This is a genomic window from Solibacillus sp. CAU 1738 (genome assembly GCF_039888725.1).
GTDB lineage: Bacteria > Bacillota > Bacilli > Bacillales_A > Planococcaceae > Metasolibacillus.
The window spans coordinates 1-26,170 of the sequence record NZ_JBDQQN010000002.1 but is presented as its reverse complement, the minus strand read 5'-3'; the positions used below and the strand labels follow the sequence as shown (position 1 = coordinate 26,170).

Here is a 26,170-nt window from a genome sequence, read left to right as displayed (position 1 = left end):
CTCCTTAAATTTGAATCCACTGATTGCGATGAATTACTTCAATTGGGTAATTTTTTAAATCATCTGTCCGTTTTCCCATCGCTTTTTCGAGTTCTTCACTCGTATATAGTACTTCACCGCGGCCAATACATGTGTGACGGTCAAATACTTCCACTACATCACCGCGCTCAAAATGTCCTTCAAATGCATACACACCAGCTGGCAGTAAGCTTTTTCCACCTGTAGTTAATGCTTTTACTGCGCCCTCGTCGATAAATAGCTTGCCAGATACTTCTGTTAACGCAACCCATTGTTTATTACTTGGAATAATGGTAGAGGATTCATTTTCGAAATAAGTACCATCCCCTTTACCGGCTAAAATATCGGTTAATTTACATTTACCAGAGCCGCTACCAATAAATACTTTCACACCTGCGTTCATTGCATAGCGTGCAGCTACTAGCTTTGACTGCATACCTCCAGTGCCAACCTTGGAGCCAGTGCCTGTAGCAAAGCCGAGCATTTCATCAGACACTTCAGTAATACGGTCAATGCGGTTTGCCTGTGGATTTTTTAGTGGATTAGCATCGTACAAGCCGTTGACATCGGTTAAAATAATGAGCTGGTCGGCATGCACAAGTCCGCTCACTAGTGCAGACAGCATATCATTATCGCCAAACGTCAATTCTGCTACGGATACCGTATCATTTTCGTTAATTATTGGTATTACCGAGCGTTCTAATAGTTCTGAAAAAGTGGCGTTTGCATTCTTATATCGCTTTTTATCACTGAAATCAGTGCGAGTTAATAATATTTGTGCAGGGACGATACCAAACTTACTAAATGCTTCATTATAAGATTGAATTAATACACTTTGCCCTACGGCTGCGGCTGCTTGCTTACCTTTGATTGTGACAGGACGAGAGGAGTAACCGAGTTTGCGGAAGCCTGCTGCGACTGCACCGGATGAAACGAGTAATACTTCGTGTCCTTCGTTTTTTAATGTTGCTAATGCTTGAATATGGTCATCAAATTTAACTAGGTCTATTTCTCCTTTTGCATTTGTTAAGGAGCTACTACCTATTTTCACTACGATTCTTTTTCTTTCCATATTGATCCCTCCGAAAATACTAGCTTATTCGTTCCCGTATTCTCCAGTTAAGAAAGGGGCGAGTACTTAGTTATTTGCGCATTCCGAAAATGTTCTGCTAATTTTTAGAAAAAATAAAAAGCCCTTTTTGTCCTAAAATAATAGGACGAAAAGGGCTTCTTTCCGTGGTACCACCTAAATTGATTGCACATGCAATCCGCTTTATCTCATAACGCTGAGTCGGCGCCTAGTTTTGCTAGGAGCGTATCGAAGTAGGTTGGGCGGTTGAACTATGCGAATCTTGCAGCCGGTGGAGTTCGCTCTCTTTAATAGTCAAGGGACGCTTAATAATCTTCGTTATGCATTTAACTTTTTAAATAGCATGCATGACAATTTGCATTTTGTCAACCTTATCAAGTAAGAAAAAAAAATCATATTAATCATGTCAATATTTCACATTTAATGTAATGTCGGCACTGTATTTTTAAAGAAATCTAATTTTTTGCGATTTTTTAGGGCTATTGCTTTTTTGTTTTCGATGATAGAAATCGATATAGTCGTGACACCTAGGAATATATCGTTAGTGCACTGCGCAAAGGATTAAATAAATGAATTTTGAGCTGTATTATGAACAATATAAACCGCTAATTCAAAAAGTATTGTATAAATGCAAAGTGTATGGCAATTATGATGAGTTTCGTCAAATTGCAGTAATTGCACTTTGGGAAGCAATCGAATCGTTTGATGATAAAAAGGGGAGTTTTGATTCCTATGTGTATTTTAGTATGATGCATAAAATTATGAAGGAGATGGAGCGTCAAAACAAGCAGCGTGAACGATTTATAATAACAATGGACGATGAATTGCAGTTTTTGCTTGAATCTCGACAATTACCTGAAATAATAAATAATATTACACTCGAAATATTGTGGCAGAAGCTAAAAATACAAGATCGCCAAATATTATATAGTTATTATGGTGAGCTAATGGCAGATGCTGAGATTGCTTTGCAGCTTAATATGAAAACAGACACTGTAAAGAAAAGAAGACAACGATTAATAAAAAAATTGCGCGATCACTTTTAGTTGAAATAGGCAGTAATGGGGCCACTGGGGTGTCTTTTGTATCTTATATAGTATAAAGCCTGTTGCTATTCTATCCATCATATTTGTGTATAATAATGATAGGAGCAAGTTAGGGGGCTTTATTTTGAAAAAAAATATAGAAGAATTGAATGAGTCAACAGAAGAGTCTGTCGCGTGTCGTAAAAGTCATCACCCTGAGAGCGTGAAGAAAAACCTAACAGTTCGTTTAAATCGTATTGAAGGTCAAATTCGTGGCATCAAAGGTATGGTAGAGAAAGATGTGTATTGCGATGATATTATTACACAAATTTCGGCTACACAGTCTGCATTGAATAGTGTAGCAAAAATTTTACTAGAAGGTCATTTAAAAGGCTGTGTGGTCGATCGTTTAGCTGAAGGTGACGAAGAAGTGTTAGATGAATTACTTGTTACAGTTCAAAAGTTAATGAAAAAGTGATGCATATAGGTATGAGCCGTCAACCGATTTAATAAGCAGTATGAAATTCATTAGTACAATTAAAAAAGGTGGAGGAAACGATTTAGTTTTCATCACCTATTTTTGTTGTTTTCAAATATTATTAACGCGAGTCATTTGTCCATTTTGAAATTAATATTTTCTTAAGGTAGTTATCTTTCACTATCTATGGTAAAGTTTTTTTATTAATTATTACATGAGCATATTCTCATATTACCGGTCGTTTATAACAGGAGGCGCTGTATATAATGGAAGAAGAAGTACAAACTATCTCGCATGAATTAGATGAAGAAACGTTATTTGTTGTATCTCAAACATTTAAAGCGTTAAGTGATCCAACACGTATTCGAATATTAAATTTACTATGCTGCAAAGAACATTCAGTAAATGAGATCACTGAGGCACTTAATCTAGGACAGTCTACGGTATCGCATCAATTGCGTTTTTTGAAAAATTTACGTTTAGTAAAATTCAGACGTGAAGGGACAACCATGTATTATTCAAGTGATGATATCCATGTGATGAATTTATTGCATCAAGCAATTGACCACGCAAAACATTAGTAGATGTTGTTTAAAATTATAGCGTAAAGGCATATTTAAAGTCAGTTATATCAAGGCTTATGTGTGTGACATAAGAAGCTTTTCATAATGTGTTTTAGCACTTTACATACCCTGCTATGGTATGGTATTATTAACTCAAGGTAAGGAGGCGAGTAATTGGAAAGTACATCAGAAGTTGTTACTTGGCAGGGTGAAGAAGAATTGTCTTGTCGAAAAAGTCATCACTCTGAAAAAGTCAAAAAAGATTTATCCAATCGTTTAAATCGTATCGAAGGCCAAATTCGCGGCATTAAAGGCATGATCGAAAAGGATGTTTATTGTGATGATATAATCACGCAATTATCTGCTACACAGTCTGCGTTAAATAGTGTTGGGAAGATTTTGCTTGAAGGGCATTTAAAGGGTTGTGTCGTTGATCGTTTGTCAGAAGGTGACGAAGAAGTATTAGACGAGCTAGTCGTGACAATTCAAAAGTTGATGAAAAAATAAGTGAATTATTTATAAGAGCATGGTGGTATTTTTAGACTCTATATACCCCACTGTTGTATAAATTAATCTATAATACAAAATTTAAAGGAGCGAGAATTATATGCAAAATGTAACATTAAATGTACAAGGAATGTCTTGTGGACACTGTGTTAAATCAGTTGAAGGTAGCGTTGGTGCATTAGCTGGCGTTGACCAAGTAAAAGTAAACCTAGAAGAAGGTTTAGTGGAAGTTGCTTTTGATGAAGCACAAGTAACACTTGATCAAATTAAAGAAACAATTGATGACCAAGGTTATGATATAAAATAATAAGAGTGCTCTCGTAGCACTCTCTTATTTTCTGTAATTTATACCCCTGTACGGTATGTGGAAGGTGGAAAGCAACATGAATTCAGAACTAAAAGAAGCACATCTGCAAATTACTGGTATGACATGTGCGGCATGTGCAACGCGTATTGAAAAGGGTTTAAATAAAATGGACGGTGTCGAAACGGCGAATGTCAATTTAGCACTCGAAAAATCCTCAATCCAATACGATCCTTCAAAATTGAGTGAAACTGATTTAGAGAAAAAAATCGAAGCTCTTGGCTATGGTGTCGTGAAACAAAAAGCAGAGTTTGATATTACTGGGATGACGTGTGCAGCTTGTGCGACACGTATTGAAAAAGGTTTAAACAAGATGGAGGGTGTTGCTACAGCGAACGTGAACTTAGCGCTCGAAAAAGCAACGATTGAATTTAACCCTTCGGAAGTAGCCATTGCAGACATCATTGCAAAGGTTGAAAAACTAGGGTATGGTGCTCATCAAAAGCAAGAGGACAAAGATAACGTCGACTATCGTGAGCAAGCAATTAAAAAACAACAAAATAAGTTTATTTTATCTGCAATTCTTTCATTACCATTATTGTGGACGATGGTAGGACATTTCTCATTTACATCATTCTTATACGTACCAGATATTTTAATGAATCCTTGGATACAGATGATACTGGCAACACCAGTGCAATTTATAATTGGTAAGCAATTTTACGTTGGTGCCTATAAAGCCCTTCGTAATGGCAGTGCCAATATGGACGTTTTAGTTGTGATGGGGACATCCGCTGCTTACTTTTATAGTGTTTATCAAGCCATCATAACGGTAGGTACACATCACGGACCTCATCTTTATTTTGAAACAAGTGCGGTACTGATTACACTAATTTTACTAGGGAAATTATTTGAAGCAAAAGCAAAAGGTCGTTCATCTGAAGCAATAAAAAAATTAATGGGTCTTCAAGCGAAAACTGCAATTGTTGTGCGTGAAGGCGTAGAAAAAGAAATTCCCTTAGAAGAAGTAGTTATTGGTGATACTATTTTAGTAAAACCAGGTGAAAAAATTCCAGTAGATGGTGAAGTACTAGAAGGTGCAACTGCTGTGGATGAATCGATGTTAACCGGTGAAAGTTTACCGGTCGATAAAGTAACTGGTGACGTTTTATTTGGTTCAACGATCAATAAAAATGGTTTTATTAAAATGACAGCAACGAAAGTAGGGCGTGATACAGCCTTAGCACAAATTATTAAAGTAGTTGAAGATGCACAAGGTTCCAAAGCACCAATCCAGCGATTAGCAGACCAAATTTCAGGCGTTTTCGTTCCAATCGTTGTTGGAATCGCCGTCATTACATTCTTTGTCTGGGTTAGTTGGGTCACACCTGGTGACTTTACAAAAGCACTTGAAGTTTTCATTGCGGTGTTAGTCATTGCATGTCCGTGCGCGCTTGGTCTTGCTACGCCAACATCCATTATGGCAGGATCGGGTCGTGCAGCTGAATTTGGGATTCTATTTAAAGGCGGCGAACACTTAGAACAAACACAAAGTATCGATACAGTAGTCGTTGATAAAACAGGGACTGTTACACATGGTAAACCAGTATTAACAGATGTTGTCGTAGAAAATGGAGATGAAGAAAAGTTCTTAGCACTAATTGGTGCAGCCGAGAAACAATCGGAGCACCCATTAGCAGAGGCCATTGTGGCAGGGATTGTAGATCGTGGCATCGAACTGGGAGATGTTCAATTCTTTGAAGCGATTCCGGGATATGGCGTACAGGCAACAGTTTCAGGTCAAGGTGTTACCATTGGTACACGCAAATTAATGGCACAATATGGTATTGATATAGCTCATGTTATACCAACAATGGAAGTCTTAGAACGTAACGGGAAAACGGCAATGCTTGCGGCGATAAATGGCCAATATGCTGGTTTGGTGGCTGTTGCCGATACGATTAAAGAAACATCAAAAGAAGCAATCCGTCGCCTGCACGACATGGGGATTATGGTCATTATGATGACAGGGGATAATGAACGTACTGCTCAAACAATTGGTAAAGAAGTCGGAGTAGATACTGTTATTGCAGAAGTATTACCCGAGGAAAAGGCAGAAGAAGTGAAAAAACTGCAAGCACAAGGGAAAAAAGTAGCGATGGTTGGTGACGGAATTAATGATGCACCGGCATTAGCGACAGCGAACATCGGAATGGCGATTGGTACAGGAACAGATGTGGCGATGGAAGCGGCTGATATTACGTTAATTCGTGGTGACCTCAACAGCATAGCTGATGCAATTTTAATGAGTCGAAAAACGATGCGTAACATTAAACAAAACCTATTTTGGGCATTCGCCTATAACGTAATGGGGATTCCAATTGCAGCTGCTGGTTTTTTAGCACCTTGGGTAGCTGGTGCTGCAATGGCATTCAGTTCGGTATCAGTTGTATTAAATGCCCTTCGTTTACAACGTGTGAAACTAAAATAATCACTTTCGTAGCTAATTCCCTTATTCTACCGTCTACATGACTAGGAGCTATTCACAAATATGAAAACACTTAATTTGATAGGGTGATGGAACAACAATTTTCCAGTGAAATGTTAGCGGTTCAAATGTAAAGATGGTCACGACAATGTAGCAATGAATTTCAATGACGTCATCTTGTTAGCTTGAGGAGCTCAGCGCCTACCCATAAAAAGGAGGTGCTAGAGCTCCATCTTATTTTTCTAAGTCAGTTATATCCTTATTTGTAGCTATTTTTTAACAGAATGAAAATTAGTCATTGTAAACTTGTTCTATATATTTTGTACGTTCTTCCGGTGTTTGTTGTACATGATTTAGTAGCAGTACGCCAACCTCATAGGAAGAACGATCTTCCTCGACCACAAATTGTAAGTTTATTGGTTGAACTACATTGTCTACTGGACATTCGCCTTTAAATTCTACGACATGCAGCCTCTTTTGTGTTTGGAAATACACCCATTTCCCATTTTTGCAAAAATTCCCTAATGTCTGTTCAGCACTGAGATTACTATTTTCAACTAGTGAAACTTGTTTTATATATTGTATGTATTCATTTTCCGTAATATCTTTTTTTGGTCCATAGAAATAAACGAAAATGCCGAGAATAATAAACGGTATAATCCATAAAATAGTTCTTTTACTTGGTTTCATTGTCATTCCCCCTAAAATATGTAATTGAATTATAGCATTTGTAGTGGTGATATTACTAGAATAAGATAATTTATTCTGTCTAATGCCGGCTATTTTGTTATTAGTGAAGGGCTGTCTAATGATATTAAATGAAGAACAAGATTATCGAATCATGCCTAAAATAATGCCGCATACAAAAACTGTCCCAAGAGGAATGAATTATTCACTTTTGGGACAGTTATTTAAATAGTAGGAAACAATGTTATATTTAGATTTTCCGCTTCTGGCTAACTATTAGTGAATATTAATTGGTAAATTGTCTAAAATTATATGAATAGCAAAGTAAAGTAAGATACCACCGAAAAAGTAAAATATTACAATATTATCTTTCGTAGCTGTGACAGTTGGTAGTAAATCGACAGTAGCGATATAAAGAAATATTCCTGCTGTAATGGACAGGGCAATTGCAAGGATTAGGGTGTTTGAACCAAAAATTTGAGAGATTGAAACAGCCGCTATAGCGCCAAGTATAGTTGAAATTCCTAGTAAAATAGCCGATTTTATCGCTTTTCTTTTATTTCTATAGTTGGCATATACGATCGATGAAATCGTCAGTCCTTCAGGAATTTTGTGAAGTAATACAGCAAGTAACACAACGAAGCCTGTAGTTTTATCAAGTTGAAAGCTAAAAACAATGGAGATACCATCAAAGAAAGTATGGATAAGCATACCGATTAATGTGCCTGCAGAAGTACCGTGTGAATGTTTATGGGTTTTATTAGGTGAATGATTATGAGGTGTGAGTAGTTGCTGAAATAAATAAATTAATCCAAAACCCAATATAATAAAGACGGGACTAGATTTACTCATTTCAATCGATTCTGGAATAATATCTATTAATGCAATAGATAAAAGAATACCTGCACTTAATGCCATTAATGAAAATAATCCGCGCGATGACCACGCTCTTTTTAGAAAGATAAGAAGACCACCGACAATATTGGCAAATGCTGCTACAAAAACATAGAACAATATGTCCATTTCCAATTACTCCCAACGCATGTTGATTTGTGACGCTTTTACAATCGAGTTATCGTCATTATACTGAACATAGAAGGGAGCTATGCAACTTTTATTAACCTTATTTGAGTAAAATGTTGCAGCAAGCTTTAACAATCCACTTCAATCTAGCGAAAAGGAGAACTGACCTTGGAATTAAAAATATTAGTAGAAAATGATTTAACTAAATGTACGTCAACATTTATTGAGGTTTTTAATGATGAGCCATGGAATGATGAATGGACATTTACAAAAGCCAAAAAGTATTTATTAGATTTTTACAATACACCCGGATTTTTAGGTGTTTTAGCGGTAGAAAACGAAGAAATTATTGGCTTTATATTTGGTGTACATAGAATTTGGTGGAGCGGAGATGAATTTTTCATTAATGAAATGTGCGTAAAACTACAACATCAAAATAAAGGTATTGGAAGATTACTGTTAAATCATTTAATAACAGAGCTCGATAATAGCAATATAAGTAATATTACACTTCTCACAGATAGAGGTATACCTGCCGAAGAATTTTATAAAAAAAGTGGCTTTGAAGAAATAGAAAGACTCATCTTCCTAAGTAAAAACATCAAATCTGGTATTTAAAGTAGATAGATTTCATTTTCAGAACACATGACAAATAACGTTCTAAAATGAAAGTTAGGTTATAAAACAGTAGCCAGAAAACATTGATTTAACAATGTTTACTGGCTTTTTTTATTATTTATTTCTGTGAAATATTTTGGCGATTCTTAAAAAAGTTAGTCATCGTAACTTAATAATGGGAAACCAACTAAAAAAGCCATAGATAAATAATAGTCTATATAATTTTTAAACATAAGTCTACTAATTTTTAGGAGCAACCTGTATGTTTATTGTAGCGAACCGCGGCGCGAAATAAGTTTAAGGAGATCAAAAAATGGAACAATATTATTGGGACAGTCAAATTGAATATTTAAAAAGGTCGGTAAGTTTGTACTATAACGATGATTATATCGAATTCTTAGTCAAGAGAGTATGGAAGATTGATAGTCCCGTCCATATTTTAGATTTTGGTTGTGGTTTTGGTCATCTGGGCCTTCGACTGTTACCTTTGTTGCCAGAAGGCTCTAAGTATGTAGGAATAGATGCTGGCGCTAAACTTATCGAACACGCCAAGGAACTATTTAAGGATTCACCATATGATACGGAGTTTTTACTTGGCGATTTTAATACCGTAAAGATTGAGCAAAAGTATGACATTGCTGTTTGTCATGGTGTATTGCTGCATATGACTGATCCAATGTTTATGCTTAACAAAATGATCGATTGTGTAAAAAAAGAAGGTAAAGTTATTGCATTTGAGCCTCACTGGATTGGTAGCAACGCAAGTTTTCATTTTGAGGGGATTGAACAATCTACTGCCATTCCTCTTGGACAACTACAGAAACTGTTTGAGCATGATGTCAAGAGTACGGGTAAAGATGGGAATATCGGATTAAAGCTCCCTTTGTATTTTAATCGCCTCGGATTACATGATGTACAGTGTCGAGTAAGTGATAAGGTGAATATCCTCGATCCAGCAGTTAACAGAGAAACGGCTTCAAAGCTTTATGAGGCGATGCAATTCAGTAACCCCGGTAATCGGGAAGCTTTTATTAACAGCCTTATAGAACGAGGAATGTTACCAGAAGAGGCTATTCGACAATACGAGACCGAAAAGTATTTGTCCGAAAATTTCACCTCATCGATGGCGGCTACCTATGCAGCTGTGATGAAAATTACATTTGGAACAGTCAGATAGTATATTGACCTAACGTAAAATTAATAAGGCATAATAAATAATGGAATGTTTGAAAACGATGAGAGAACCATTGTTTTCCAGTATTTCTCACGTCGAAGTAAAGATAAATGCAATTTACAATTTTAAGTTAATAATGTTTATAAATTACTCTTATTTCGGAGAACTGAAGGGCAAACAGAAGACCACTCCCTTTATTTTTCAGAGTGGTCTTTTATTAAATAACTTTAATCTGATTTTTTATAAGTACATTTTTAATAAAAGCTGCTCCTGTCTCTACCATAATTGTATCTAGCAGAATACCAAATCCCATTACTGCTATTAATAGTGGAGGAATAATATGTTTGTAAACTTAAATCACAAAAATTATGTTATATACGTTGCACTACTTTCCATAATCAGTGCAACGATAACTTTTATCATTCCGATATGGTTATTGGCGGAAACGAAATCACCATTCATTGTTTCTATTATTAGCTCGATCCTCGTTATTATTAGTGGCAGTGTGACTCCTTTTAGTGGTACATTGGCGGATCGATACGCTAAAATACGTCTAATAAAAATAGGAGCAACAGTTATTTTAATTTCTTCTCTTATGCTATTTATTTTTAATAGTTTCACATTTGTACTCACTTTATCAGCATTTCTAATTTGCTTAAGAATGATTGGTATATCAATAAATAGCCCTGTCAATTCCTCCTTGTTAATGGATATGATTACTAAGGAAGAATTACCAAAAGCGGTGCCGATCAACCAGGTTACAACTCAAGTTTCTCAAACAGTTTCACCTTTATTAGGTGGACTCGTTATTGTACTTCTCGGATATCATTACGCCTTTTTACTTGAAACAATAGTAATTTTATTCGCTATATTTTTTATTTCAAAGGTTAAACTATCAACAGAAATAACTAAAAAGAATAATAGGAGCTTCATTGATGATTTAGTAAATGGCTTTAAAATGATTTTTCAATCTACTAAGATTTTTGCCTTTATACTAGTAGCTGCCTGTATAAATATTTTAGGTGCTAGTATGATGTTGGCAATACAAACTCACTTAGTATTAAGTAATGTCGAACAATTTTGGTATGGCATCGTACTGGCGTCATCTCCTGTGGGCAGTATAATCGGTGCGACATTATCTAGAAAAATAAAATGGGGAAGCAGTTTAATTTATTTTGCTTTTTTATGTGTGGCTATGATGGCAGTTTTAAATATTTTTATGGGGGTTGCTATTAACAATTTAGTTCTTTTTACAATATTATTTTTCCTGTCTGGCATATTTTTTGGATTTTCTAATGTCTACTTTGGAATATTGTATAGAACTGAGGTGCCAGAAAGCCAACAAGGTAAATTTTTTGGTTTTTTAAGTTCCTTCATGATTATTTCTATCCCACTAGGAACCGTTTTAAACGGATATTTATTAGAAATATATCAGCCTGGCCCTATTATTATAGTCCTTGGTATCATTACATTTTTAATCGGTAGCATTTCATCTATATATTTTAAATTCCTTTATATAAACTCTAAATGAGCAAATACATTTCAATTAATAACAATCAAACGAAATAAAAAAACAGATTCCACTCTTTAGTTAAAAAGACAACTCATGCACAATCAATCTACTAAAGGTGCGGCTGGAATGTCGAATGTGGGTTACAGGGAAATTCTTGCCTTTAGCCACTCTGCAATAGGGGCCAAAGTAATAAAAGCCTAATTTTCGAGAAATTAGGCTTTTCTTCAAAATGCCAGTTAGTAATCGGATGTTTCTATAACAAATCATAGTCTAACCTTAACCTCAGTACCGTCCTTTGCTTTAACATCTACTAGCACGATTCCCTTATAATTTTTTAGCTCCTTGACGATAGGCTTTAGTACATTTTTGTCTATTAATGGAAAGGTGAAATCTATTTTTTTTCTTTCGAAGTGCTCTTTTGTCCATTTGTTTAGATTTTGTTGTAAAAATTTAGATGACAAGATTGAAATAGCTATGTTTAAAACAGTATATGGAACTGGGATGGATAACCGAACGTTCTTTGCTTTCACTTTTACATTCATCATAAGCAATTCACTACTCAATGATAATAGAAACGGTATCTCCGTCTGCTGATCTAATATCCACTATTTGACCATCCAATTCGTTTTCGATTGCGTCAAGAATAAGGTTTATGTCGATATCTTTAACATATTTTTCCGATTGAGGAATACTTGCTGCGATGCTATGTCCAGCCATCAACACTACTTTGACAAGTTTTATTGGTAAATTGACAGTTACGTTATCATTTTCAGCTGATACAACACGAATTTTTAATGTTTTATCTAAATATTTAGTCGGTTTTTCTAGAAGCTGACTACCTGTTTCTTCTTTCGCTTGTAGCACTTGAATCAATTCAGATGCTTTATCTGCATCGATTTTACCTTCTTGAACCATTGTTAACACTCTTGAAATTTCGTCTTTCATGATTAATTCCTCCTTAGTCTTCTTTTAAGAGCTTAATGGCTTCTTCTGTTGTGATTTCGCCATTTTCCAACATAGTGATAACTTTTTTCTCGTTTACTTCATTTTCCTTTTTCTGCACATACCCAAGGGCTGAAATGATGTCTGTTAGCTTGCCGCGAACTGTTGGATATGAAATCCCTAGTTCCTTCTCAACTTCTTTAATATTTCCTCTGCATGTTAAAAATACTTCCACAAAGTGAAGTTGATCCTTTGATAAGGAGGCTAGCTTAGATAATTCAAACTCATTTTCAATCGTCGTGTGGCAATGTGAGCAGTGCAACTTTGTAATTTTCAATGTTTTGCTACAGACAGGACAATTTGTGATTACTTTATAAGCCATAATGAAATCCTTTCTTTTAGTTGATTCGATTTTATTGTATAACAAGATAATGGAAAAATAAATAACAAAATTAATATTTTTTATTTAAAAAATTAATTTTATTAATTTGTTATTTAAAATTATTGATTTTTTGTTCTCTATTTCGTTATTTATTTAAGATATATTATGTACCATAATGGTTGAAATTGAAACATTCCTCCTATTGAAAATACCCAGTTACATAATTGTATTGGAGATAGTTGCTAATAAGGCTTGCACCGGGAGACTTGAAATATTTGAAAGGTGCTTCGGCTGCTAATAATTGTTATGTTCCCTAAGGGCAATAAGCCTGTATCTTAAATTGATAGTAATATAAGATACAGGTTTTGTATTTCAATTTATAGCTATTTTTTACGTAATGTTAATTAAAAATCAATTAAATATTAAGATCAATTAGAAGAAAGTCCTTATTAAATTAATTTTTTCAGAAATTGAACCTATTTGGAATTGATAATCGTCTAATAGCGAAATTTAAAGAATGTTAAAAGTGAGGGGGAGTAGAGAAGAAAAAGATTATGTATTGGAAAAAATAATGATTGAATATGGTAATGAGTTAGTACGATTGTCATTTTCTTGTGTAAAAAGATGCGGAAATTGTTTACTATTAGGGAATTAATGTTGTTTTAAAATTTTGTGATAATTGTAATTAATTGTATATAGTTTGATATTAAGTAGTGAAGTATTATATTATACTGTTGTAGAAATATAAATTTACAAAAATCGGAAGGGGTTTTAATATTGTTAACAATTTCTATAGCATATACACTTACAGCAGCTTTATTTACCTATGTAGGTGTCAGATTAATAATTCCTATAGCAATCAAGGTCAATTTCGTAGATAATCCAAACTACAGAAAAGTACATAAAAAACCTCTTCCAATGCTTGCAGGGGTAGTTTTTTTTGTTGTCATACTTATAGGAATAACTTTTCTATATTGGTTTAACTATTTAACATTAAAATTTACAATAGCTTTAAGTCTAGGAGTTATTCTTCTTAGTACAATAGGTTTCATCGATGACTACTACAAAACAAAAACGAAAGACTTTTCGGCACTTATAAGATTGGTAATTCAAATTATTGCGGCTTATTTAGTGGTGCAATTTGGATACTATGTCTCAGTAATAAATTTACCGATTATTGGATACATAGAGTTTCCTCCTGGTATTGGTAAGGTTATAAGCATTATTTGGATTATATTTATAATCAATACGATTAACTTCATGGATGGTTTAGATGGGCTTGCAGGTGGAATATGTGGAATATTTTCTATGACTTTCTTATGTACTTCATTAATTATGAACCAGCCGATTTCTGCGGTTCTTTCTGCTCTTATACTAGGAGTTGCAATAGGTTATTTACCTCATAATTTCTTTCCTGCAAAAATTATAATGGGTGATACAGGTTCAACTCTTTTTGGCTTCATGATAGCAACAATTTCAATAATTGGTGCACTAAAGACAATTACTCTGATTACTGTGAGTGTTCCTCTCCTAATTTTAGCGGTACCAATTTTTGATACAATTTTTGTTTTATTAAAGAGGTTTATGCAAGGTAAATCAATTTTTCGCCCAGACAAATTACATATACATCACAGACTGTTAAATTATGGGCTATCCCAAGTTCAAGCAGTAATTACTATATATTTTTTCTGTATATGTACAAGTACTACAGCCATAATCATATTATTAACAACAATTTAAAGAACTGTTTCCAGACGAATGGGAAGATAATAAGCTTTTTCGAATGACACATATTACATGTTTAAATGCATTGGCGATATTAGGTAGTGAGGTGATAAATGATCATTTCTTAGCTAAATCCCAGCAGCCTGATTCCGTAAAAATTGCAACAGGGGATTTGAAATATTTGAAAAGTGCTTCTGATACGAAGATTTTAGGTCGTTAAGGCACGGAGGACGGGGAACGCTGTCCGGCAGCCGCCCCATCGCCTAGCGTTCCGCATGGCATCGGGCGGGCAGCAGCCGGACAGGACGCGCCGCCTGTCGGCGCTGCGCTTCGCCCTTGCCCTTGGGGACGGGAACGGCGTTACGGGCAGATGCAGCGAATTTATATTTTCGGAAGTAGGGAAGAAAAATGATTGAATTAAGAAAAATTACCCACGATAATTTTGAGGCAGTGTTGAAGTTAAGCATAACAGATGAGCAGAAAGGAAATGTGGATTCCAGCATATATTGTTTGGCTAAAGCCTATGTAAAGATACTCAACGACGAAAAACCTCCTATGATCTTCGCTATATGCAACAATGATGAAGTCATAGGATATGTCGATATTGGATTTTACAAGCTGGCGGAAAGTTCGATTTTATGTGAAAAATATGGAGATAAATCTACTTATGGACTTAATCGCTTTATGATTGATAAAAAGCATCAAGGCAAAGGATTTGGCAAACAAGCAATGATGAAAGTTATTGATTACATAAAGTCGTTTCCACAAGGAAAAGCCGATGCAGTTGCTACATCATATTGGATGGTAAACGAAGCCGTCCGGAAGTTGTTTGCATCTGTCGGTTTCGTTGAAACAGGAGCGATATGGGACGGACAAACAGGGGGTAATTGGAATGCAGAAAGAAAAGATATAGAGTATGCAGAAGTAGGTGCCAGACTCGGATTATAAAGCTAACAATTTGAATAGTGCATCGTACAGTATAAGACCAACTATGCGAAGTCAATAGCAAAAATGCAAAAAGAAAGCACAACATTAGCCGTGCAAAAAAGTGCACGCTTCCGCGAACCTAAGTGATATTTTAAATTGTTTCAAGTAAAATAGTAGTAATGTATTTCAAAATAAACTCAACTAATCTGATTAGTTGAGTTTTATATTTATTTATACAAATATTATTTTAAAGAAGATGTGATTATTTATGGGGAAAATCGCTATTTTGGCTGAAAAACCATCTCAGGCAAGAGCTTATGCAGAAGCATATAAAATTAAGCAAAAAGAAAAAACATTTATAGAATTAGAGCCTTGTTCTACATTTCCGGACGGGGCAATTATTACTTGGGCTGTTGGTCATCTAGTAGAATTGAAGGAACCTAAGGAATACAAAAAGGAATGGGAAAAGTGGTCTCTAGGATCACTACCAATTATTTTAGATAAATATGAAGATAAAGTAGTAAGTAAAATGTATACGCAGTTTAATGCTGTAAAAAAAATCTTTAACGATCCTATTGTTTCAATAATTTATAACGCTTGTGATGCTGAGCGTGAAGGATCGAATATTTTTTATTCGATTTACAAAATGACAAAAGTAAAAAAGCCTGTAAAACGCTTATGGATTAACTCACTAGAGGTCGATGAAATTCGCAAAGGTTTTAATAATATGCAAAGTAATGACCGCGATCTGCTCATGTATCAGGAAGCGAAAACACGTCAAATTAGTGATTGGCTTGTCGGGATGAACTGTAGTCGGTTGTATACTTTGCTTCTTCAAAAAAAGGGCTTTAAGGGCAGCATTTCAATCGGACGCGTGCAATCTCCAACTGTATATTTAATTTATAAAAGACTGCAAGAAATTGAGAATTTTATACCAGAGAATTTTTATGAAATTGAAGGTATATTCAAAGTTCAAAACGGTGTTTACAAAGGTAAAGCAAAAATAAAAACAAAGGTAAGGGCGGAGGCTGAGCAGCTATTAAATCAGCACGGCATTCAGCCAATCGATGGAGGTCAAATCACGAACGTTTCGAATAAAACAAAGCGAATCCAGCCGCCTAAATTACATGCTTTATCGACATTGCAAGCGACTGCCAATAAGCGCTGGAAATATAGCCCTGCTCATGTGCTAAAGCTTACGCAATCGCTGTACGAGAAGAAATTAGTATCTTACCCAAGGACTGATTCACAGCTCATTACGCATAATGAGTACGACTATTTAAAAGATTCATTGCAAAAATACCAACAACTTAGTGGACATTCGTTTGAACCAGTTTTAAGAGGACAAAATAAACGCTATGTTGACAGCTCAAATGTCGGAGAGCACTATGCTATAATTCCGACTAAAAAAATACCGACTGAAAAAGCATTGCAATCAATGCCTGCTGATGAAAGAAATATATATTTTGAAATAGTAAATACTACGTTAGCAATGTTCCATAAAGATTATGAGTATGATGAAAAAACGATTTTAACAAACGTAAAAAATTTAGAATTTAAATCAGTTGGGAAAACAGAGCTTGTGAAAGGCTGGAAAGAGCTATTTTCTAGAGAAAAAGAGCCTCAAAATCATGACGAGGTACTACCTGTCGTGTCCCAAGGTGAAATGGTACAAAGTAAAGTCGACATCATTGAAGGTACAACAAAGCCTCCAAAGCCCTATACGGAAGGGCAGTTAATCACGATGATGAAAACATGTGGAAAAGCAGTTGAAGATGAGACCGAAATCGAAATACTAAATTCCGTAGAAGGCATTGGAACAGAGGCAACTCGAAGTGGGATTATCGAGACGATAAAAAAACATGGATTTATCGAGGTAAGAAAAAATATTGTAAGTATTACACCAAAAGGAGAACTCCTTTGCAGAGCGATTGAAGGAACTTTACTTTCTAGTCCTTCCATGACAGCTAAATGGGAGATTTATTTGAAGAAAATAGGGCGCGGGGAAGGCTCAGCGAAACACTTTATCGATAACATTGGTAAATTTATTAATCAGTTAATCACAGAAGTGCCGAATAAAATTAATACGTTAACGATTGAAGCAGAGCATTTTACTAAACCTGTGGCGAAAGAAATTGTTACTTGCCCAGCGTGTAAAGTCGGTAAAATAAGCTTACGCAAGAATTTTTATGGCTGCTCAAATTATAAAAATGGCTGTAAACAAACATTTCCAGAAAGGTTACTAGGGAAGAAGCTCACAGAGAAAAATATTAAAGACTTGTGTACTAACGGTAAAACTACAGAGATTAAAGGATTTAAAGCAAAGAGTGGTAAACAGTTCAGTACCGCACTTCGTTTAGTTGAAGGTAAAATTGAATTTGATTTTAATGTTAAAAATTAAAAGTAATCAAGGCGGTTTGTATTCTTACAATCCGCTTTTTATTTGGTAAATTAATTGTTTCTAGAGATAGTGATAAAAATAGTGAATAAACGACCCCTAATGGAAGAATGTATTCAAATTAACAAATGGTGCTTGATTAATATAGCATATTTCTTTTTTTACGATGGTCATAGTTTTTGAAAGTATTGAAAAAATGGAAGACTTAAATACATGAGAAAGGCCCTTAAGAATAACTGTAAGCAGTATCTGGAAGCGATTAATCAGAAATCACTATCAGAAAAAAGCTGATAAGCTGCCGCTAACAATAGCATACATTGATACTATAAAAGAAAGAAAAACAGGCTTTTAAGAGATGTATTAAATGGTCAGTTAAAGAGTTAGAGGACTATAAAGAAAAATGTTAACTTTCGATTTGTTTGATTTATTTGTAACAAAAATTACTTGTAATATGCAAGTAATTGAAGTATAACTAATTAATAATCTGTATAACGTTGGGAAATATGTTATACGAAAATTATGCTTTATGATTACACATTAATGTATGAGTGCATTGTTTATTAATCGTGTATTGTACATATTTGCGGTTTGAAAATGTTAATTTGAGATATTTTTTCTTATTTAATATTTGCAAAGTACAAATAATTAGGGGGAATATTATGAAAGAGATACTTGATACAATTGTAATTGGAGGGGGCCAGGCTGGGCTTGCTTCGGGTTATCACTTACAGAAGAAGGGATTGCGTTTTTTAATTTTGGAGGCTAGTGATCAGATAGGCGGGTCTTGGCCAAGTTATTATGACAGTCTTAAATTATTTTCTCCTGCAGGCTATTCCTCACTGCCTGGTCTGAAGTTCCCTGGCAATCAGAATCGTTATCCGCAGCGAGATGAAGTCATTCGATATTTACAGGATTATAAATCAAAGTTTGAATTGCCAGTTTTAATTAATCAGCGAGTTGATTTGATTGAAAAAGATAGGGAAGGTTTTGTTATTCGAACAAAGTCAGGAGAAATATTTAAGGCTCAAACTATTATTAATGCGACTGGCTCATTTAATAGTCCATTCGTTCCAAAAATAGCAGGAATGGATGTTTTTCAGGGAGATACACTCCATTCTTCGGAGTATCGAAATTCGAAACCATTTCACAACCAAAGAGTAGTCATTGTAGGTGGTGGTAATTCTGCTGTACAGATTGCAGTTGAATTGTCTGAAGTGAGTCGAACAACTTTAGCAGTTCGCCAACCAATCCAGTTTATGAAACAACATATTGGGAGACTCGATTTACATTTTTGGATAAAACTAATTGGTTTTGATAATTTTCCATTCTGGCGATTCGGGAAAACTGCCCCGAGTTCAAATGCAGTTATTGATACGAATCGATTCAAAGATCGAATAACTGAAGGAAATCCAAATCAACAAACAATGTTTACATCCTTTTATGAAAGTGGTGTTATTTGGCCGAACGGGAAAAAAGAGCTTGTAGATACTGTAATCTTTGCAACAGGATTCAGACCTAGTGCTCCTTATCTAAAATTGTTAGGTGCGCTTGATGAGGATGGTATGCCTTTACATAAAGCTGGTATTAGCCCAGTTCCTGGTATTTATTTTGTGGGGCTGGAAGGACAGCGTTCCTTTGCTTCTGCTACATTAAGAGGAGTTGGATCGGATGCACTGTTTGTTGTGAAAAAAATACTGAAACAACTTAAATAGGGATATTCAATCTTTGCCTAAAGTGGGGTTTATGAAACACTTTCTTTATGTGAATATGTACATAAAGGTATGTCTAGAAAATTAGTTGTTGTTCTTGTGAAAAAGGAAATAATAGGTTAAATATAAAAGGTTGCGATTTGCAAGTAATAGTATTAATATATCATTAGCAACTTATCAATACGTGGTGTTCAATTTTTCATTATTACTTGCAGTTTGCAAATAAGTTTATTCATATACTAATTAGTGAGGTGACTACTATGGAACAAAACTTGAGAGAGATTTTTCAAATGTTCAGTAGACGTTTTGGCTTTTTAAATAAAGACTGCTGCCAAGCGGGTGGTCATAATATTTCCCTTGTCCAAAGTCATATTTTGTATGAAATCGATCGACAACATCATCCATCTATTCAACAAGTGGCTGAAACATTGGGAACAGATATTACTACGTTTAGTAGGCAAGTTCAATCACTCGTTAAGATAGGTCTTGTTTCTAAAACACCTGCCCCTTCTGATCGAAGAATCTTCATCTTATCTCTTACAGCAGAAGGAAAAGAAGTAGCAGATGATATTGATAAGCAAATGAATCAATTTTTAGAATGCGTATTTTCTAACATGAGCCAAGATGAAAGAGAAATGGTTGTTCAGGCTATTCACTTACTAAATAGGAACATGGAAAAAACTAATAAGTGTTGTACTACTCCAATAGGGTAGTATAATCCTGGTCTATACTTGCAAATTGCAAGTAAATATCCGCATATACTTGCAATTTACAAATAATTAAGGAGTGGCAACATGATTAAAGAAATTTTAATCCAATTTTTTATTATCGCATTAGAATTAACAACACTTTTTGTTGTTATTTCGTTTGCTGTTAACCTTTTACAAGCGATAGTGCCTTACGAGAAGATTAATAAATATCTCTCTGGCAAGAATACTTTTTTAGGTGTAGTAGCAGCCTTAGTTTTTGCTTTTGTTACGCCATTCTGTTCCTGCTCAACAATACCGGTTGTGGTGAACTTGCTAAATAAAAAAGTACGTTTTGGAATTGTCATGGTGTTCTTATTCGCTTCACCACTATTAGATCCAACAATTATTACGCTTATGGTTGCGATGCTAGGCGTGAAGGTTGCTGTGACATATACCATTATTACAGCCATTTTCTCTGCGATCATAGGGCTGTTATTGGAAAAATTAGGATTTGAAACAGCTGTTAAAAATGTAAGAATGACTGGTTATCGAGAAGAGGAAATGAAATTTAGTTTTAAGGATGCTGCAAAAGAAACACTAAATTTGATGAAGACGGTGTATCCATACTTACTATTAGGAGCAGCTATTGGTTCTGTAATTTACGAAGCTGTTCCAACAGAATGGATTTCGACTTATCTAGGTGGAGACAAATGGTGGCTCGTACCTATCGCAGCTGTTATTGGTATTCCGTTATATGTTCGTATTGAAACGATGATTCCATTATCAAAAATCTTAATAGCTAAGGGCATGGCATTCCCACCTGTTATGGCTCTTATGATCGGTTCAGTGGGAGCAAGTATTCCCGAGGTAGCATTATTAAATTCAATCTTCCATAAACGCTTAGTAGTGGCTTTTGTAGCTTCTGTAATAACAATGGCTACACTTTCTGGATTCTTATTCTACATCATTTAAAGGAGGTGAACATATTAATGTTTAAAATTTTTAATAAATCAAAGAAAGATAATGATTGTTGCAATATAAAAATTGAAGAAGTAAAAGAAGATAAGAAGTCTTGTTGTAACGTGAAAATTGAAGAAGTAGTGGAATCAAAAGATAATAATGCTTCGGAAATGAATGCTTCATCTAGCTGCTGTTCTTCTAAAACAGAATAAACATGTAAAACCTGAGAACCTACAGAGGAATGTGTTCTCAGGTTTTTTTAAAGACTGTTTACTGAAAGGTTGTTGCTAATCATCTACGGAGGAAGTTAGTTGAAGAAAAAAATCTAACTTGTTCCACAATCGGGCATTTAATTGAATAACTTACTTTAAAGAAAATCTCGGTTGTTTCCATGCATGCTTATGATAAAGATAAGAGAACTAAACTTGTTCATTAAGGTTTAAAAATTCCGCCCTTTATAATAAAGAGGGGGGGTTTTTCAATTAAATTAATAACATTGCTTAAAATATTAATTGTTTATGCACTAGTAGATAAATAAACCAACAATCGTTCCAGTAAGAACAGAACCCATCGTAGCAACTAATAGTACTTTAAAACCGACTTTAGCAAGTTGTGATGCCTTCTCACCATTTACGGCTTGTACAGTCCCTAAAATGATACCGATTGATGAGAAGTTCGCAAATGACACTAAAAATGCAGATACAATTGCTACTGTCTTATGTGATAATTCAGGAATCATTTTTGGAAGTCTAACATTGCAACGAATTCGTTAGCAGTTACATTAGTTCCCATTACTGAACCTGTACGTAATAACCCATTTCTACACTTTACAAACAAGCCTCTAATGCAATTTGCATCATATTATTGAATGTAGTTTGTTTTGCTTCAGCGCTAATTTCCTCTTTAGTTACTAAGTTCTCTCCAATAGTTATTAAACACGCCGCATTTTTTTCTAAAATTCTTGCATTATGAAATAATGCAAAGCTTTCCATTTCTGTACATATACAATTATGCTCATTATAAAAATCAACATAATTTGGAACATGACTTTCGTGATAAAATACATCACTCGAATGTACTTTTCCTTTGACTAGAGGAATATTAATACGATTTGCAGCCTCTTCAATTTTTTGTGTTAATAACTCACTTGGATACTGAATATCAGATTCTACACCTGCTTGAACCTTTGCAAAAGTTGATTCACTCCAGGCACTATCTGCTAGAACAATATCATGAATGTTCAGTTTATCAGTATAAGCTCCTGCACTACCAACACGTATAATATTTTCTACATCAAAAAATTTATATAATTCGTATGAATAAATCCCCATACTTGCCATTCCCATTCCAGAACCCATCACGGATATTTGTTTTCCTTTATAAGTCCCTGTATATCCATACATGTTACGTACACTATTAAATAGTGTAATATTTTCTAAATATGTCTCTGCAATATATTTTGCACGCAGAGGATCTCCTGGCATTAAAACCGTTTTAGCAATTTCTCCAACTTTTGCAGTATTGTGTGGTGTTGTCATATTAAAACCTCTCCATTTCAATTCTTTTTAATCGACTAAACTAATATTCATACCTCTTTCACATATCAAGTAACCTGTACAATCTTCTTGAAATGTATTCGGTTTCAAAATACAACTAGTTTATCCTAATTTCTTATTACCTCTTAGATGTAAAAATAATACCACGAAATACAGTGGTATGTATCGTTGTCTAATTCTTTTCAACTAAATTATATTTCAATATATTAAAATAAGCAATAACAATCTTAAAATTTCATAATATTCTGCACCTTAAAAATTTTAGGTATCTGACTTAAAAGAATAATAGTCGTGTTTTACATTCCACTTAACTGACAAGATTGCGAATAAATTATAACTCGATATAATATTTATAAGGAGTGTTGTTAATGTCGGTTGAAAATAAAAAAAAAACGCCTCTATACGTAGAGGTTTATGAAAAATTATTAAAACTAATAAATGAGGGAGTCTATCCGATTGGAAATAAGCTACCTTCGGAACAAGAACTTTCTAAGATGATGAATGTTAGTAGAATGACCCTAAGACAAGCATTGGGTTTCCTAAAAGAAGACGGTTATATTGAAACAATCCATGGACAAGGGAACTTTATAAAACAAAATGTGAATGTAAGAAGTGTTGGCTTAGAAAAAATAGATAATACTGTTTTTCAATGTTGTACAGAAATGATTGATGATATAGATGCTTATTTTGAAGTTAGTTTTTCAGACGATAGTGATTACATTAAAAAGATTTTTAATCGCGATTCAGCAGTGATAATTAGGTTTAATAGGTGGTACAAGTGTAAAAATAAAATAGTAGCACATGCTTTTACAATGTTCCCAAGTGAGACTGCTTCCCAATATCAAATGAATCTCAATGATCATCATAGCGTACTAAAAATACTTGAAGAAGATATTCATATGCTAATACATTCATCAACAATCGAAATAAAATTTACAGAATCGGTTCCTCCTTCTGCACATTATGAATTACGTTCAAATAATAATTTATTCGTATTACTAATTGAAAATTTATATGACTCAATGGGGAATGTTTTACTTAAAAATAAGATTTATATACCAAACGAACTTAGTTCAGTGAAAATTAATCGAATAAACAAATAACTTAAAAACGCTCGTAAATGTAGATAAGAACTGATATAACAAAAAAGAAACGTGCTTTTACCTTCAAAAAAAGTATATTAATGGATGTGTGGTACTACCCCTAAGAATAATTATTCCATTAAAGGGCGGAATTCTTAAAGGTGAATTGTGCCTTTTCAGCAACTGGGCCAGATTGTTAAGGAAGCTTTAAGAACAAGCATACTAAATTTTTTCTAAAATGATACGATGACAGTTTAGTAAAACATAGTATTAACCCGACAAAATGGTGCATGAAATGTCGGACTGACACATTCAACTCCTGTTATTCTATTGATGAAAGGAGGTCATTTAATGGATTTGCTAAAGAGCATGAATGATGCAATGAGATATATTGAGGATAACCTCACTAACGAAATAGATTTCAAAGTGGTGGCAAGAATCGCTAATTGTTCCGGATATCATTTTACAAGAATGTTTTCTTTTCTTGCAGGAATAACATTATCAGAATATATTCGCCGTAGACGATTGAGCTTGGCGGCATTTGAGCTTACAAATAGTAATTTAAAAATAATTGATATTGCGATTAAATACGGATACAATTCACCAGACTCTTTTACTAGAGCTTTTCAAAATTTTCATGGTGTAACACCATCAGAAGCAAGGAATAACGGACAGCAATTAAAAGCATTTCCACCTATGACCTTCCAATTATCAATTAAAGGAGGAAATGAAATGAATTACCGAATTGAAGAAAAAGTGGGATTTAACATAGTTGGTATTATGAAAAGAGTTCCAATTATTTTTGAAGGGGAAAACCCGGAAATTACAGCGATGTGGAAATCCTTGACGATGGAAAAAATAGGGCAATTAAAAAAGCTTTCAAACGTTGAACCGGTAGGGATTATTCAAGCATCAACAAACTTTTCTGAAGGGCGTATGGAAGAAAAAGGAGATCTTGATCAGTATATAGGAGTAGCTACAACACAAGAATGCCCTGAAAACTTTTCAAAACTTGAAGTTCCTGCCTTAACTTGGGCGATATTTGAATCAACCGGACCTTTTCCTACTACACTACAGGAGACTTGGGGAAGGATTTATTCTGAGTGGTTTCCATCTTCCAATTATCAAGTAGCAGAAGGACCAGAAATCTTGTCGATTAAAACCAAAGATTTAACTTCACCATCTGTTACAAGTGAAATTTGGATTCCAGTTTTGAAAAGGTAATAAAATATTAGATCACTGAGCTGCTTTGGCTGCTCTTTTTACAGATACGATGATTGTGAATATACACTTGAACTAGATTGATTATCTTCAATAAGATCCTCCCCAATAGGGCGCAATTCTTGAAGAGGAATTGTGCCTTTTTCAGTAATATGGCCAGATTCTTGAACAACTAAAGGAGGGAAAATAATGTCCAGTGAAGTAGGAACAAGAAAAATAATTTTAGATTTAGCTGTTTCCCTAGACGGATTTATTGAAGGGGAAAATGGTGAAGTTGATTGGTGCATAATGGACCCTGAAATGGAGTTTACTAATTTCCTAAATCAAATTGATACAATTTTGTATGGAAGAAAAAGTTACGATTTATGGGGACAATATACTCCAACAACCGGGGCTCCTGATGACGAAAAAGAAATGTGGGAGTTGGTTCACAGCAAGGAAAAATATGTGTTTTCTAGAACGCAAAAAGGGTCTGACTGTAAAGCAATATTTGTAAATAAAAATATTCCCGAGGAAGTAAATAAATTAAAGAATAATCCTGGTAAAGACATATGGTTATACGGTGGGGCAAGTCTCATCACGACTTTTATTGATTTAGGGCTTGTTGATGAGTTTAGATTATCTGTTCACCCTGTAGTATTGGGAGAGGGAAGACCGTTATTTGTTGATATAAAACAAAGATTGAATTTAAATTTGGTGAATACAAGGACTTTTTCCTCCGGCGTTGTTCAACTAATCTACCATTCAAACAGAATTTAAATATCATTTGGGGATACCAGACTATAAATTTCATTACTACAGCAAACGAGCGCGATTGTGGAATAAGCGTCCCTTTTCTTATTTAATTAATGGAGTGCGTTAATTTAAGTTCATGGAGTTGCAAATGCAGCTCTTTTCTTACGATTAGTCAAGTATCTATAATAACTTTCTTAACTCTACGATATTATTTTGATAAATTAGGCCATGTTGAATAAGCCTAGTGATTTTTCGATTTTTCATAAGGCTTGGCTTTAGTATGTTAAACTGATGCTACGACTGTACTAGGGAGCTAACCTGTAGTCGTAGTTTTGATTATGTGTGACAAGAAAGAA

Annotated in this window: 28 protein-coding genes; 20 read left to right on the top strand and 8 right to left on the bottom strand. The window is 34.5% G+C overall.

The features are described from left to right. Positions 1-4: 4 nt before the first annotated feature. Positions 5-1,090 carry a glutamate 5-kinase gene (proB, locus tag AAFN87_RS05200; RefSeq protein ID WP_347789992.1) on the bottom strand — a complete coding sequence of 362 codons (1,086 nt, stop codon included), beginning with the start codon at positions 1,088-1,090 and terminating at the stop codon, positions 5-7. A 587-nt stretch (positions 1,091-1,677) separates the two neighbouring features. Here proB and AAFN87_RS05195 point away from each other — a divergent pair. From AAFN87_RS05195 to AAFN87_RS05170, 6 genes are all read left to right on the top strand, one after another. After that, positions 1,678-2,154, top strand: coding sequence for a sigma-70 family RNA polymerase sigma factor (locus AAFN87_RS05195; protein ID WP_347789991.1), 477 nt, complete (start codon positions 1,678-1,680; stop codon positions 2,152-2,154). 124 nt (positions 2,155-2,278) lie between these two features. Then, a complete protein-coding gene (locus AAFN87_RS05190; protein WP_347789990.1) occupies positions 2,279-2,611 on the top strand; it encodes a metal-sensitive transcriptional regulator in 333 nt (110 codons plus the stop codon). 266 nt (positions 2,612-2,877) lie between these two features. Beyond that, complete coding sequence (locus AAFN87_RS05185) at positions 2,878-3,192, top strand: ArsR/SmtB family transcription factor (protein WP_347789989.1); 315 nt, start codon at positions 2,878-2,880, stop codon at positions 3,190-3,192. A gap of 156 nt (positions 3,193-3,348) precedes the next feature. Further along, positions 3,349-3,681, top strand: coding sequence for a metal-sensing transcriptional repressor (locus tag AAFN87_RS05180; RefSeq protein ID WP_347789988.1), 333 nt, complete (start codon positions 3,349-3,351; stop codon positions 3,679-3,681). A 100-nt stretch (positions 3,682-3,781) separates the two neighbouring features. After that, entirely contained in the window at positions 3,782-3,988 is a 207-nt protein-coding gene (gene copZ, locus AAFN87_RS05175) for a copper chaperone CopZ (RefSeq protein WP_347789987.1), read from the top strand. Between the two features lie 76 nt (positions 3,989-4,064). Further along, positions 4,065-6,476: a heavy metal translocating P-type ATPase gene (locus AAFN87_RS05170; protein ID WP_347789986.1), complete on the top strand. Its 2,412-nt coding sequence runs from the start codon at positions 4,065-4,067 to the stop codon at positions 6,474-6,476. A gap of 288 nt (positions 6,477-6,764) precedes the next feature. On the opposite strand, the gene AAFN87_RS05165 is transcribed toward AAFN87_RS05170, so the two are convergent. After that, a complete protein-coding gene (locus AAFN87_RS05165) occupies positions 6,765-7,163 on the bottom strand; it encodes a glucosamine 6-phosphate synthetase (RefSeq protein ID WP_347789985.1) in 399 nt (132 codons plus the stop codon). Between the two features lie 273 nt (positions 7,164-7,436). Then, positions 7,437-8,183: a ZIP family metal transporter gene (locus AAFN87_RS05160; protein WP_347789984.1), complete on the bottom strand. Its 747-nt coding sequence runs from the start codon at positions 8,181-8,183 to the stop codon at positions 7,437-7,439. A gap of 168 nt (positions 8,184-8,351) precedes the next feature. Here AAFN87_RS05160 and AAFN87_RS05155 point away from each other — a divergent pair, with 168 nt between their 5' ends. The 3 genes from AAFN87_RS05155 to AAFN87_RS05145 all read left to right on the top strand — a co-directional run bounded on the left by AAFN87_RS05155 (position 8,352) and on the right by AAFN87_RS05145 (position 11,506). Continuing rightward, positions 8,352-8,801 (top strand): GNAT family N-acetyltransferase, encoded by a 450-nt coding sequence (locus tag AAFN87_RS05155; RefSeq protein ID WP_347789983.1) that lies wholly within the window; start codon positions 8,352-8,354, stop codon positions 8,799-8,801. A 313-nt stretch (positions 8,802-9,114) separates the two neighbouring features. Further along, positions 9,115-9,978, top strand: coding sequence for a class I SAM-dependent methyltransferase (locus AAFN87_RS05150; RefSeq protein WP_347789982.1), 864 nt, complete (start codon positions 9,115-9,117; stop codon positions 9,976-9,978). A gap of 337 nt (positions 9,979-10,315) precedes the next feature. Then, positions 10,316-11,506, top strand: coding sequence for an MFS transporter (locus AAFN87_RS05145; RefSeq protein ID WP_347789981.1), 1,191 nt, complete (start codon positions 10,316-10,318; stop codon positions 11,504-11,506). A gap of 245 nt (positions 11,507-11,751) precedes the next feature. On the opposite strand, the gene AAFN87_RS05140 is transcribed toward AAFN87_RS05145, so the two are convergent. The 3 genes from AAFN87_RS05140 to AAFN87_RS05130 are packed head-to-tail and all read right to left on the bottom strand — an operon-like array spanning position 11,752 to position 12,812. After that, positions 11,752-12,033 (bottom strand): hypothetical protein, encoded by a 282-nt coding sequence (locus tag AAFN87_RS05140; RefSeq protein ID WP_347789980.1) that lies wholly within the window; start codon positions 12,031-12,033, stop codon positions 11,752-11,754. 10 nt (positions 12,034-12,043) lie between these two features. Further along, positions 12,044-12,433, bottom strand: a complete 390-nt coding sequence (locus tag AAFN87_RS05135) for an SHOCT-like domain-containing protein (protein WP_347789979.1) — start codon at positions 12,431-12,433, stop codon at positions 12,044-12,046. A 13-nt stretch (positions 12,434-12,446) separates the two neighbouring features. Next, positions 12,447-12,812 carry a DUF2089 domain-containing protein gene (locus AAFN87_RS05130; RefSeq protein WP_347789978.1) on the bottom strand — a complete coding sequence of 122 codons (366 nt, stop codon included), beginning with the start codon at positions 12,810-12,812 and terminating at the stop codon, positions 12,447-12,449. Positions 12,813-13,589: 777 nt separating this feature from the next. On the opposite strand from AAFN87_RS05130, the gene AAFN87_RS05125 reads away from it, so the two are divergent. The 8 genes from AAFN87_RS05125 to AAFN87_RS05090 all read left to right on the top strand — a co-directional run bounded on the left by AAFN87_RS05125 (position 13,590) and on the right by AAFN87_RS05090 (position 21,432). Further along, the gene (locus tag AAFN87_RS05125; protein ID WP_347789977.1) at positions 13,590-14,552 is read left to right on the top strand and encodes a glycosyltransferase family 4 protein; all 963 of its coding nucleotides are present in this window, start codon (positions 13,590-13,592) and stop codon (positions 14,550-14,552) included. Between the two features lie 43 nt (positions 14,553-14,595). Continuing rightward, positions 14,596-14,757 (top strand): hypothetical protein, encoded by a 162-nt coding sequence (locus tag AAFN87_RS05120; protein WP_347789976.1) that lies wholly within the window; start codon positions 14,596-14,598, stop codon positions 14,755-14,757. Positions 14,758-14,945: 188 nt separating this feature from the next. Then, positions 14,946-15,485, top strand: coding sequence for a GNAT family N-acetyltransferase (locus AAFN87_RS05115; RefSeq protein ID WP_071976260.1), 540 nt, complete (start codon positions 14,946-14,948; stop codon positions 15,483-15,485). A gap of 247 nt (positions 15,486-15,732) precedes the next feature. Then, a complete protein-coding gene (locus AAFN87_RS05110; protein ID WP_347789975.1) occupies positions 15,733-17,865 on the top strand; it encodes a type IA DNA topoisomerase in 2,133 nt (710 codons plus the stop codon). Between the two features lie 656 nt (positions 17,866-18,521). Further along, positions 18,522-19,574 (top strand): flavin-containing monooxygenase, encoded by a 1,053-nt coding sequence (locus tag AAFN87_RS05105; protein WP_347789974.1) that lies wholly within the window; start codon positions 18,522-18,524, stop codon positions 19,572-19,574. A gap of 287 nt (positions 19,575-19,861) precedes the next feature. Further along, a complete protein-coding gene (locus AAFN87_RS05100; RefSeq protein ID WP_347789973.1) occupies positions 19,862-20,284 on the top strand; it encodes a MarR family winged helix-turn-helix transcriptional regulator in 423 nt (140 codons plus the stop codon). 81 nt (positions 20,285-20,365) lie between these two features. Further along, entirely contained in the window at positions 20,366-21,232 is an 867-nt protein-coding gene (locus tag AAFN87_RS05095) for a permease (protein WP_347789972.1), read from the top strand. A 17-nt stretch (positions 21,233-21,249) separates the two neighbouring features. Next, entirely contained in the window at positions 21,250-21,432 is a 183-nt protein-coding gene (locus AAFN87_RS05090) for a hypothetical protein (protein WP_347789971.1), read from the top strand. Positions 21,433-21,743: 311 nt separating this feature from the next. Here the strand turns inward: AAFN87_RS05090 and AAFN87_RS05085 are convergent, their stop codons facing one another. Next, positions 21,744-21,959, bottom strand: coding sequence for a nucleoside transporter C-terminal domain-containing protein (locus AAFN87_RS05085; RefSeq protein ID WP_347789970.1), 216 nt, complete (start codon positions 21,957-21,959; stop codon positions 21,744-21,746). Between the two features lie 88 nt (positions 21,960-22,047). Continuing rightward, positions 22,048-22,758, bottom strand: coding sequence for a purine-nucleoside phosphorylase (gene deoD, locus AAFN87_RS05080; protein ID WP_347789969.1), 711 nt, complete (start codon positions 22,756-22,758; stop codon positions 22,048-22,050). 386 nt (positions 22,759-23,144) lie between these two features. Here deoD and AAFN87_RS05075 point away from each other — a divergent pair, with 386 nt between their 5' ends. The 3 genes from AAFN87_RS05075 (at position 23,145) to AAFN87_RS05065 (ending at position 25,838) form a co-directional block, all read left to right on the top strand. Beyond that, positions 23,145-23,879 carry a GntR family transcriptional regulator gene (locus AAFN87_RS05075; RefSeq protein ID WP_347789968.1) on the top strand — a complete coding sequence of 245 codons (735 nt, stop codon included), beginning with the start codon at positions 23,145-23,147 and terminating at the stop codon, positions 23,877-23,879. A gap of 330 nt (positions 23,880-24,209) precedes the next feature. Continuing rightward, the gene (locus tag AAFN87_RS05070; protein WP_347789967.1) at positions 24,210-25,082 is read left to right on the top strand and encodes an AraC family transcriptional regulator; all 873 of its coding nucleotides are present in this window, start codon (positions 24,210-24,212) and stop codon (positions 25,080-25,082) included. A 186-nt stretch (positions 25,083-25,268) separates the two neighbouring features. After that, on the top strand, positions 25,269-25,838 hold the full coding sequence (locus AAFN87_RS05065; RefSeq protein ID WP_347789966.1) for a dihydrofolate reductase family protein: 570 nt from the start codon (positions 25,269-25,271) through the stop codon (positions 25,836-25,838). Positions 25,839-26,170 lie beyond the last annotated feature (332 nt).